Annotated in this window: 7 protein-coding genes; 4 read left to right on the top strand and 3 right to left on the bottom strand. The window is 39.0% G+C overall.

Annotated features, from left to right (window positions below; translation table 11 throughout):
* The first annotated feature begins 96 nt into the window (after positions 1-96).
* From RAO94_03935 to RAO94_03950, 4 genes are all read left to right on the top strand, one after another.
* Positions 97-459, top strand: coding sequence for a hypothetical protein (locus tag RAO94_03935; GenBank protein ID MDP8321485.1), 363 nt, complete (start codon positions 97-99; stop codon positions 457-459).
* A 502-nt stretch (positions 460-961) separates the two neighbouring features.
* Positions 962-2,449 carry a GLUG motif-containing protein gene (locus tag RAO94_03940; GenBank protein MDP8321486.1) on the top strand — a complete coding sequence of 496 codons (1,488 nt, stop codon included), beginning with the start codon at positions 962-964 and terminating at the stop codon, positions 2,447-2,449.
* Between the two features lie 88 nt (positions 2,450-2,537).
* Positions 2,538-4,748 (top strand): T9SS type A sorting domain-containing protein, encoded by a 2,211-nt coding sequence (locus RAO94_03945; protein MDP8321487.1) that lies wholly within the window; start codon positions 2,538-2,540, stop codon positions 4,746-4,748.
* A gap of 70 nt (positions 4,749-4,818) precedes the next feature.
* Positions 4,819-7,653: a GLUG motif-containing protein gene (locus RAO94_03950; protein MDP8321488.1), complete on the top strand. Its 2,835-nt coding sequence runs from the start codon at positions 4,819-4,821 to the stop codon at positions 7,651-7,653.
* A 401-nt stretch (positions 7,654-8,054) separates the two neighbouring features.
* Here the strand turns inward: RAO94_03950 and RAO94_03955 are convergent, their stop codons facing one another.
* The 3 genes from RAO94_03955 to RAO94_03965 all read right to left on the bottom strand — a co-directional run bounded on the left by RAO94_03955 (position 8,055) and on the right by RAO94_03965 (position 11,981).
* Positions 8,055-8,894 (bottom strand): DNRLRE domain-containing protein, encoded by an 840-nt coding sequence (locus tag RAO94_03955; GenBank protein MDP8321489.1) that lies wholly within the window; start codon positions 8,892-8,894, stop codon positions 8,055-8,057.
* Between the two features lie 131 nt (positions 8,895-9,025).
* Positions 9,026-11,353, bottom strand: a complete 2,328-nt coding sequence (locus tag RAO94_03960) for an FG-GAP-like repeat-containing protein (GenBank protein MDP8321490.1) — start codon at positions 11,351-11,353, stop codon at positions 9,026-9,028.
* 28 nt (positions 11,354-11,381) lie between these two features.
* Positions 11,382-11,981: a TetR/AcrR family transcriptional regulator gene (locus RAO94_03965; GenBank protein MDP8321491.1), complete on the bottom strand. Its 600-nt coding sequence runs from the start codon at positions 11,979-11,981 to the stop codon at positions 11,382-11,384.
* Positions 11,982-12,000 lie beyond the last annotated feature (19 nt).

Here is a 12,000-nt window from a genome sequence, read left to right on the forward strand (position 1 = left end):
GAGGTCTTTTTGTCAATGCTTTCTTTTACATATCTTATATATTTTTCAAGCACTTAGACAAGTCGGAAATATCAGTTAATTATTAAAACTATTATATTGCAGAACCTTGGACATATCTGCCAGATTACAGAAGAACTGCCTGATGCTTTGAATTATTTTCAGGAGGCTCTGAGTATCAAACTGAAAGCAGGTATCAAGCATGAGGTAATTCGAACTATCTGTAATATAGTATATATTTATATTGATTCCGGTAATCAGGAGAGAGCATATGAAAATCTGCTCTTAGCAAGTAAAAAATTGTCCGAATGCTCATTGATAGAGCAGATTTACATTTATAAAGCATATATTAAATATTATAAATTTATTAATGACCTGCCTAATCAAGTTCTTTATCAGGAAAAACTATTAGCTGCCAAAGACCTGCTGGCTGAAAGTGATAATCTAAAGAAAGTAGATTAACTTAAAGCTCAACACCTGATCAATCTCTATAAAGAAAAAAGATGACCTTCTGAGAGTGTGCGGCATGGGAAGGCATAGATTGAGTGATTGGGAATGGAATGTAAGGATTTTCAATCCGTGAGAAGTGAGACGTGAAATGTAATGTGAGGATTTTCAATCCGTGAGAAGTGAGACGTGAGACGTGAGACGAAATGTAATGTGGAACACAGAGAGAAGAGGTTTATAGCAACGAACAATTACGAACAAAACGAACTTAAGAAGTATAAGACGGAAAAGAGAAGAGTTTATTATTTATTTGGTCTATAAGTCCTGTAGTCTATCAGTCATGCAGTCTCTCCGTCGTGCAGTCTCTCCGTCGTGCAGTCTCTCCGTCGTGCAGTCTCTCCGTCGTGCAGTCGAGTAGCCGTTATGTTGGCTGGTGGTTGATAATAAAAGATTTTTTTTTGCTTGACATATACAAATGATAATCCTAAATTAATTAGGACAATGGAGGATAACAAAAATGAAAGGGCACATTATTTTATTAATCACTTTGGCAATATTTTCTTTACTTTTTGCTGATGGCACTCCTGCTGAAGGTGCTGGCACAGAAAATGATCCTTATTTGATTGAGACATTGGATAACCTTTTGTGGTTGAGTACTACTGAGGCGGTTTGGGATAGTACTAGTTATTTTTTGCAGACTGCTGATATAGATGCCAGTGATACACAGACCTGGAATAATGGTGAAGGATTCAGTCCTATAGGAAATTATACTTCTCGATTTCAAGGTTCCTATAATGGTGCTTATTACAATATTGATGGTCTGTATATTATTAGACCTATAGATAATTACATCGGACTTTTTGGATTTACTTCCAGATCAACCATTGAAGCTCTTAGTGTTATTAATGTAAATGTGTATGGACATTTTCAAGTTGGCGGTTTGGTTGGAGCTAATAACAATCAATCCCTGATCACTGAATGCAATACAAGCGGAAATGTAATTGGGTATTGGTGCGTAGGTGGCATGGTGGGAATCAATAGTAATAATTCCCCGCTTAATATATGCTATGCAACCTGTATTGTGAGTGGACTCACTGACAATGTTGGGGGATTGGTAGGAACTAATTATAGATCTACTCTCAGCACATGCTATGCCACAGGTAATGTGAGTGGATATACTCTTGTTGGGGGATTGATTGGAGAAAATCATTATCAATCCACTCTCAGCAAATGCTATGCAACCGGCAATGTGACTGGTCATTCATACATTGGTGGTTTAGCAGGAAGTGTTTATTCATGCACTCTCAATGCAAGTTATGCTACTGGTAATGTGATTGGAGAAGCTAATGTAGGTGGTTTGGCTGGACGAAATTACGTTGCTACTATCAGCTCATGTTATGCCATTGGTAGTGTGAGTGGCAATGATCATCATGGTGGCTTGGTAGGATTAAATTATTTTGCACAAATAAATAACTGTGTCTGGAATTCAGGGACAACCGGGCAGACTATCGGGATTGGCTATGATTATGAAGGTGTAATAACAAATTTAATTGGAGCAACAACTGCAGAGATGCAGATAGTGAGTACTTATACTGATATTGACTGGGATTTTGTGGGGGAAAGTATCAATGGGACAGAAGAAATCTGGGATATAGATGATGAGATCAATGATGGTTATCCATATATTTATGATATTGAATTTCCGGTGAGCAATGATGAAAATGTAATCCACCCAGGCGGACAAGAATTGGAAATTGAAAATTATCCCAATCCCTTTAATCCGGTGACTAATATCTTTTATGAATTAGGTGAAGATGCTGAAAATGTGACTTTGGCTGTTTATAATATCAGAGGACAAAGAGTTTGGCAAAAGCAGCTAAAAGAGACAGGCAGGGGAAGTCATACAGTGATCTGGTCAGGAAAGGGGCTGGCATCAGGGATATATTTTTATATGATCAGGGCAGATGAAAATGCTAGAACAGGAAAGATGATCATGCTTAAGTAGGATCAGGATTATGGGGATAAATCGTCGGGATCAGGATTTTCGGGATTTACAGGATGAAGAGGATTAAGAGAATTAAGAGGTGTTTGTTATGAAGATGGTAAGATTTGTTTTTTTAATTTTAGTTTTATCAAGTCAGCTTTTTGCTGATGGCACTCCTGCTGAAGGTGCTGGGACAGAAAATGATCCATATCAAATTGCAATTTTAGATAATCTGCTTTGGCTAAGCACAACTGACACGGTTTGGGATAGTACTTATCACTTTCTCCAAACTACTGATATTGATGCCAGTGATACTCAGAATTGGAATGATGGCGAGGGCTTTAGTCCCATCGGGAGGCTTCACAACTTCACATTCATGGGAAACTATAATGGAGGTTACTACGAAATAGATTGTCTGTATATCAACAGGCCGAACTCCGATCACATCGGATTCTTTGGTAATATTCAAGAAGCAAACATAGAAGCAATTGGTCTTACGAATGTAGAAGTGACTGGAAACGCGTATGTGGGAGGTTTAGTAGGCAAAAGTAATTTATCTTCTTCTATCAGTGAAAGTTTTATTGAAGGTATTGTAGGTGGAAACTTTTGTGTAGGTGGTCTGGTTGGACATTGTTATAATACTTCTATCAGCGGCAGCTTTGCAGCAGGGAATGTAAGCGGAGATGAGTCAATTGGCGGCCTAATTGGATATTGTAATAGTTCTCCAATAGTTGGAAGTTCTCAAATATGTGATAGTTATGCAATGTGTAGCATAACTGGTAATAATTATGCTGGTGGTTTGGTAGGGTACAACATATATTCAACTTACAGTCAAAGTTATTATGATTATGAGACAGTTTTAATAAATGATCAGCACATAATATCAGTTGGCGCTCTTACCAGTGAGTTATATGATGCCTGGATGGATAATGATCTGACCTTAGAGATCACGGAATATCTGTCTTATGATGGAGAATATTATCTCATTAACGATACCGCTGATTTTGAAAAGCTTCTGGCATTTGGATATGAATCAACATACAGTTATAAACTTACGGAAGACATAGATTTGACCAGTAATCCAGATTTTTATATTCCTTTTTTTTCCGGGACAATTAATGGTGACCTTCATACTATTAACGGATTGAATGTAAATATACCTCAAAATGGTCGTATCGGACTTTTGGGTTATATTTATGAAGCAACCATAGAAAACCTTGGGGTAACCAATGTGAATGTGATTGGGCTTCGAGATGTAGGCGGATTGGCAGGTGCAAGTTTTATGTCTTTGATCAGCAACTGTTATTCGACGGGCAGTGTTAATGGTTCTGCAATGGCAGGAGGTTTACTTGGTTTAAATTATATGTCCACACTCAGCGAAAGTTTTTCAGCCTGTAGTGTTACTGGAAACTCCAGTATCGGTGGCTTAATAGGATTTAATGGTCAGTCCATAATCAGTAAAAGTTATGCTGTTGGCAGTGTTGATGGAGCAAACTTACAAGTTGGAGGACTTGTAGGGGAAAATTGTTATTCATCCATTATCAGTGAAAGTTTTGCTGCCGGTAATGTGAATGGGTATATGTATGTTGGCGGCTTAGCTGGCACGAATGATGAATCCGAGATCATTGATAGCTACGCAACAGGCAATGTGATTGGAGAAGATTCCAAAGTGGGAGGTCTGGTCGGACAGAATAGAGATTCATCGATCAGCCGCTGTTATGAAACAGGCATGGCAACAGCGAGTGAATGTGTAGGTGGTCTGATTGGAATTCAAATTAATGGTTCAATCAATAACAGTATCTGGAATATTGAGACATCCGGACAAGCTTTAGGGTATGCAACTAATTATAGTGGCACAATCACTAATTTACTTGGCAAAACAACAGCAGAAATGCTGCTTATGAGCACTTATACGGATATTAGTTGGGATTTTTGGGGGGAAAGTATTAATGGTGATGAAGATATATGGGATATTGACGAAGATATTAATGAGGGTTATCCGTTTATTTATGATATAGAAATTCCGGTGAGTAATGATGAAATGGTAATTGAAAATGTAAAATGTAAAATTGAAAATTATCCCAATCCATTTAATCCTGTGACTAATATCTGTTATGCATTAGGTGAAGATGCTGAAAATGTTACTTTGGCTGTTTATAATATCAAAGGACAAAGAATTTGGTCAAAGCAGCTAAAAGAGACAGGCAGGGGAAATCATTCACTGATCTGGTCAGGAGAGGGTTTGGCATCCGGAATATATTTTTATATGATCAAAGTAGATGAAAATACCAGTACAGGAAAGATGATAATGCTGAAATAAGATCAGGATTATTGGGATAAAACGTCGGGATCAGGATTTACAGGATGAAGAGGATTAAGAGGAGTTTATTATGAAGATGGCAAGTTTTGTTTTTATATTATTAGTTTTATCAAGTCAGCTTTTTGCTGATGGCACACCTGCTGAAGGGGCTGGCACAGAAAATGATCCATATCAAATTGAAACATTGGATAACCTTTTGTGGCTGAGTACCACTGAGGCTGTCTGGGATAGTACCTGCTACTTCATCCAGACTGCTGATATTGATGCCAGTGATACCCAGACTTGGAATGAGGGAGCCGGATTCAGTCCAATAGGGTATTCTGTGCCTGGTAATGGTATGGCATTTAGAGGTAAATATAACGGAAATTACCACATTATAAATGGACTATATATAAACAGGTTAGAGGAATATAATATTGGACTTTTCGGACGTACATATGGAGCTATAATCGAAGAGCTTGGGATAGTGAATGCGAGCATTTCCGGAATCAATAATGTAGGAGTATTATTAGGATATTGTAATGCTACCGAGATCATGGGGTGTTACGCTGCAGGAATTGTGAGTGGAGAAGATAATGTTGGTGGATTGGTGGGAAATAACTGGGGCACCACAATCTGCGATAGTTATGCAAGCGGAAGTGTTAGTGGTAATTATTGTGTAGGTGGCTTGACGGGTTATAATATTTATGATTCTTCGATCTGCGAAAGTTATGCAAACTGTAATGTAAGTGGAAATAATTTTCTTGGTGGCCTAGTGGGTTATAATTACCTGGCCACTATCATTGAAAGCTATTATGATTATGAGACTGTATTGATAAATGATCAACATTTAATATCAATAGGTGCTCTTGGCAATGAGATGTATAATGACTGGATAAATAACAATATGAACCTGGAAATTACAGATTATCTATTTTTCGATGGTGAGAATTATCTTATTAATAATATAGAAGATTTTAGAAAGCTTCTGGCATTTGGTCATGACAGTGAATACAGTTTTCAGCTTACTTCCGATCTTGATCTAACAGGTAATCCGAACTTTTTTATACCATACTTTGCCGGAACTTTCAATGGGTACTACCACATTATAAGCGGGTTAGATATAAATAGTCCTGAGATATGTATTATTGGACTTTTTGGATATACTATTGGAGCAACTATAGAAGCAATTGGTGTAACCGATGTAAATGTGATTGGGAGCTATTATGTTGGTGGTTTAGTGGGAATTCATGTTGAATCTACCATCAGTAAAAGCTTTATCAGCGGTAATGTGGCTAGTGGAGGTAGTAATATTGGTGGCTTGGTGGGAAAGAGTTATTTAGCCACAATCAGCGAAAGTTATGCGAATGTAAGTGTGAGTGGAGATGAATCTGTAGGTGGCCTGGCAGGAAATAACACACACTCCACGATCAGTAATTGTTATGCAACCGGAAATGTGAGTGGAACTCTTGATGTAGGTGGTTTGGTGGGAGCAAATTTTTACACCACTACCAGTGAATGCTATGCCAGCGGAAGTGTGATTGGGAATGGTTTTGTTGGTGGTTTGATTGGAGGGCATTATTACAATTCCACGATTATTAACTGTATTTGGAATGTAGAGACATCGGGACTATCAAATGGAGTTGGATTTGAAGGTCAAGGAACTATACTTAATTTACGGGGAGCAACCACAGCAGAAATGCAGATTATTAACACTTATACTGACATTAGCTGGGATTTTGTGGGGGAGATTATTAATGGAACAGAAGATTTCTGGGATATTAATAGTATTTTGAATAATGGTTATCCTTATATTTCAGACTTGGAATGGTCATTTTATAATAATCTATTAGCGAACTTTGAGGCAACTCCAACTTCAGGACTATTACCCTTAACAGTAAATTTCTTTGATGGATCATTTTCAGGAAGTCCCATCACTTCCTGGCAATGGGATTTTGAGAATGATGGTGTGATAGACAGTTATGAACAGAATCCAACCTGGGTGTATAATGAACCGGGAATTTACAGTGTTAGCCTGACAGTTTCAGATGATATTGAAAGAGACACTTCTACTGAACTGAAAGAAAATTATATAGAAGTGCTAAATCAAATTCATTATGGTGATATAGATAATAATGCAGTAGTAGAAAGTTATGATGCTGGGCTATTATTGATGTATGTGGTTGGTCTGGATCCTCTGCCGGAAGATCCTGTTCCCTGGGAAGCCTGGCGTTTGTTATGGGCAGATGTAGATGTAAACGGTGAAGTTGAAGCTCTGGATGCTGCCTATATTCTGCAATATGTTGTAGGTATAATCACAGAATTTCCCGTTACCAGAATTGGTGGAAATCCTGAAATTGCTATCTCTCTTTCCAATGATTCAGAATATATCTATTTGAACTCAGATAAACAGATCATCAGCCTGGAATATAAAATTATTGAAAGCCGGAATTTGACCATCGGCAACGCAGAGACTGAAAGAGAGGATTGCCTTTATTACCAGAACGAGCAACATTTGGCACTGATTTCTGCGGAGGGTATATCCGGAAATATTTTGAAGATACCATATGAAAGGACCGGCAATGCTGATTGTTCTCTGGTTATGGAATTTGAGTGTAATGGGTTTATAGAAAATATTTACTATACCTTTGATCCGGTACACTTAATGACCAGGTTGAATACAATATCTCCCAATCCTTTTAATCCGTTGACGAATATCTGTTTTGAGATTGAGGAAAGTGGTGATGTATTGATACAAATCTATAATCTGAGAGGACAAAAAGTGGAAACTCTGGCTGATGGGTATTATGGATCGGGAAAACACAATATAACCTGGGATGCTCATGATCTGGTAAGCGGGATATACTTTATCAATATTAAAACGGGCTCAATAAATCAGGTGAAGAAGGTAACTCTTTTGAAATAAAGGGTAATTTAGGAAAGAAGAAGAAGATTTTTTAGCCACGAATAGCCTTCTTTTTTATACGGCTCATCAAGAAGCTCCGAAATGACACCAGCCTTCAATACAATTACGGCTTGGCAAGCGAAAAAATGTAATGTAATGTAAGATTTTTCACCACAGAGGCACAGAGAACACAGAGAAATGTAATGTAAGAGTTTGAGCAACGAATAGCTTTCATGCATTACAGCTCATCAAGACAATTACGAACAAAACGAACTGAAGAAGTAAAATATGCATTTTTTCTTATCCGTGTTAATCCGTGTAATCCGCCTGCCGTACCGTAGCTTTATGCGAAGGATGGTGGCTCAGTGTTCTATTCTTACTCTTTACTCCTCACTTCTCACTCTTCACTTCTCACTTAGTTACTACTTAATCAAACTCATCTTGCGGTTGAGGATTTGCGTTCCGGTTTTTATCTGGTAGAAATAGATGCCTGAGCTGTATTTATCTGCTTCCCAGGTGAAGCTATGTTCTCCTGCGGGGTAATTTTGCTGCATTATTTTCTGTCCGCGGGGGTTATAAATAGTTAAGGTCCCGGAATCTGTGGGGATATTAAATGAGATGATAGTTTCCGGATTAAAGGGATTGGGGTAATTAGCTGCTGTAATGATAGGGATAATTTCAGTTTCTTGAGCAGGCAATGTCCCATTCAACGTCAGATATGGAGCCCAGTCCGTTGAGGCTGTCTCTTTGGAATTGAATTTACTGTGCCGTTGACCATAATCAGCAATGATAACCAGTCCATTATTGGGTACCAATCCATATACCCATTGCTCAACCAGATAAGTGATGTCAATTTCAAACCAGGTATCCTGCATCCCTACGGGTCCGGTGAATGTATATGGTATGGCAGAATCATCATCATATTGAGGGTAAGTATGGCAGTCCCAGGTTTCTTCATCCCATTCTTCTGTGATCAGATATATATTGGCAGCAGTTTGTCCCCCGCCTTCACCACAGGCAAAAAAGCGATGTAAATTCAAGACAGCACTTTCCAGAGTTACTACTGCTGAGACATCAAACTTGAACATAACTCTTTCTTCACCGGCACTATTCTCTTTATTGAGATACAATTCGCTCTCGATATGGGTACCGGTTGTCAGGCAATCAGTGAACATATCATCAGTGGGCGGAACAGAGATCTCATCTGCCAGGCAAAAACCGGCAAGTAATATAAATACTAAAACTAAGACTAATTTGGACATTTAATACTCCTCAAATGATTTGGGGTAATTTAGATCAATTAATATTAGCCGTCAACAAAAATTTATCTGATATAAAGAAAACCGGATAAGCTGCATGCAGCATATCCGGCTTCTTTTCTTTCCGGGGGAATTTATTTCAGTAAAGTTATCTTGCCTGATCGCGTCTGCCGTGAAGTTTGCACCTGGTATAAATATAAACCGCTGGAGACTGGTTTATTCTGACCATTAGTACCGTCCCAATGAATTTCATAAGTATCAGAAGGCAGGTAGCAATCCACCAAAGTATTTATCTTTTGACCTTTGGCATTATAGATCACTAAAGTGATATGATCATCGAAGGGCAGAGTAAACTCAATGATTGTGGCAGGATTAAAAGGATTAGGATACGCTCTGAGCTGTAAATCAGGGGTCTCGGCAATTTGATTTTCATCATTTGATGCAGGCACCAGCTCCATGCCCTGACACCACTGAGCATTATTGATAACAGCATCATGCTGGTGAGATGTAAGGTCGTGGGCAATTTCGCCATAACCTTCATTGAGTTCCCAGCAGGCAAGCAGGTCAGTTTCATAGCCATTCTGGTGATAAAACATCATATTCTGGATTTCGGCATGAGTGCGCACATCCTGCCACAATCTTATTTCATCTATCAGACCAGTGAAACCCCAAACCTGGTTAGCTGACATGCCTATCAGCAGGTCTTCATCTGTATTATCAGCAATATTACCTTCTGGTGGAATGCTGCTGTCATAAGCTGTATCACTCCCGTCCAGATAGATATGCAGATCATTTATCCCATCATAAGTGATAGCCAGGTGCTGCCAGACATTAAGAGTTATGGAATTTTCCAGTGTGTTGCAGCGGATCAGGTCACCAGCTGAGTTTTCAAATTCAAAAACGAGACTATGGGAATTATAGGCAGTACTATTTTCAATAAGATAGGCAGAGAGCAATGTTTTATCAAATATTCTACCAAAGCCAATATTATTTACAGAACCAAATTGAGCGGGATTTATCCAGGCTTCAAATGTGAAACCCTGAGTAATATTCATATCCAGAGCTGCCGGACAGTTCAAATGAGCATCACCTGGAAAGTCTAACGCACTTTCACCATTGAATACGCTGATCATATCGGGTATAAGAATAGATTTCGTGTAAGCAGAGGTAGTTACATTGAGTCGGATAGAATACACTCCCGGCTCAGTATATTCCCAAATTGGATTCTGCTGCTGGGAATCTATAATGCCGTCATTATCAAAATCCCATTCCCAGGTATTGATGGGATCAATGAAGATGGAAGCATCAGTGAATTGAACTTCCAGGGGAAAATGTCCACTTGTGGGACTGGCAGTGAACTGCACGCTGTAAAACAGGTTTTCCCACCAGCAGATCTGATCAGAACTCCTGCCGATAGCAGCCAGATCAAGGTCACCATCATTATCAAAATCTGCTGAAGCAGCACTAAAACCGTCATTAAATTCACCGGGCAGCGGGTTGGCAGTAAAATTCTGCTCTCCATCATTTTCATAGATCAGGGCAAAGCTGGGACTTTGACCTACGGCATACAGATCCTGGTCACCATCAATATCAAAATCAGCGCTATCCATCCAGAGTGCACCACCCAAAGCTCCCAGATCATGACGTGAAAAATCACCCGACCCGTCATTCTCCCACCAGGCTATCAAACCTCCGTTACAGGCAGAGCCAAGTACATCAATATCATCATCACCATCAAGGTCACTGCCGATCACCGTGTGAATGCGGGTGATATTATCATCAATTATTTCTCCTACAGTGAAATTCTGATTGCCGTCATTCTGCCACCAGATCACGTCATTATTGATCTCTCCACAGGCAACCACATCCATGTATTCATCATCATTAATATAATCTCCAAATACAAAAGTGGATTGCTGGAAGACTTCGGAGATAGTGATCTTATCCGAAAATTCCATATTCCCTTCATTTTGCCACCAGACTATCTCGCTGAGGGCATTGCTCATATCAAACTCACTGCACAGAATATCTATATCACCATCACCATCCAGGTCTTTAAGGTCAATAGTGTGCGGCATCACCAGCGAATTATCCAATACTGAGCTGGTAAAAGTCATGTTTGTGTTTTCCAATATGATGACTTGATTACTGGTGAGGGTAGCTATCACAATGTCATTATCATCATCATCATCCAGATCAGCTGCTCTTATTGAACGGGGCATGCCATAATTTGTGAGTAGCTCAATACTGGAAAAATTACCATTACCGTCATTTAACCAGAGCATTGAGGTAGTACCCACAGTGAGTAGGTCATTATCTCCATCAAAATCAAAGTCCAGGGCAGAGACTTCCATGCCTTCCTGAAATTCTCCGGATACTTCATGCATTACAAATTCGCAATCCAAGGCATTTAAGCCAATTGAGCTGCAAAGACAGAAAATAATGAATATCTTCAGCTTCATAACGTCCTCCTGTTTTTCTCTGGCAAAATTACTGGCAGGCTAATCTTTCCAGATAAGTGTTCACATAATACTCATAAATAAAATCATCAATCTGGTTATATCTAACCATGATTATTGCTATATAAGCAATATTAAAGCTCCAGACTTCATAGAGGATATTTGTGACAGGGGCTGTGATACTGCCATCTTTTATGCCCCGCTCATATAATGCCACCAGAGTTGTCTTTATGCTGTCTCTAATCCCCCGGGAAAGCTCTTCAACTTCAGGATCACTAACGGCATAGCGTTGCTTCTCCTGCATGGTATGTGCTATCAGATCTACATAAAGAGGATTCTGGCGACAAAATTCATATAGATCAGAATAATATTTTCTGATCCCCTCTAAACCACTATCCTTTTCCCCGCGAATGCTTAAATGAGCATTATATTCTGCTAAGAAGATCTTAGTGTAAGCATGCCAGATAACTAAGCAGATATCTGTTTTGGATTTGTAGTAATAATACAAATTACCAATTGCCATATCCAGTTTCCTGGCAATAGAACGTAAAGTGGTCTTGTTCACACCTTTTTCCAGAAACTGCTTCTTTGCTTCTGCGATTATGGCATCCTTTACGACCTTCTGTTTCATTCCTTTGATCATTTTTTTA

It is taken from the genome of Candidatus Stygibacter australis, assembly GCA_030765845.1.
Classification (GTDB): domain Bacteria; phylum Cloacimonadota; class Cloacimonadia; order Cloacimonadales; family TCS61; genus Stygibacter; species Stygibacter australis.

Excerpts from the sequence above, each read along its gene's own strand:
- RAO94_03940 (MDP8321486.1), top strand. The coding sequence starts at position 962 with ATGAAAGGGCACATTATTTTATTAATCACTTTGGCAATATTTTCTTTA.
- RAO94_03945 (MDP8321487.1), top strand. The coding sequence starts at position 2,538 with ATGAAGATGGTAAGATTTGTTTTTTTAATTTTAGTTTTATCAAGTCAG.
- RAO94_03950 (MDP8321488.1), top strand. The coding sequence starts at position 4,819 with ATGAAGATGGCAAGTTTTGTTTTTATATTATTAGTTTTATCAAGTCAG.
- RAO94_03955 (MDP8321489.1), bottom strand. The coding sequence starts at position 8,894 with ATGTCCAAATTAGTCTTAGTTTTAGTATTTATATTACTTGCCGGTTTT.
- RAO94_03960 (MDP8321490.1), bottom strand. The coding sequence starts at position 11,353 with ATGAAGCTGAAGATATTCATTATTTTCTGTCTTTGCAGCTCAATTGGC.
- RAO94_03965 (MDP8321491.1), bottom strand. The coding sequence starts at position 11,981 with ATGAAACAGAAGGTCGTAAAGGATGCCATAATCGCAGAAGCAAAGAAG.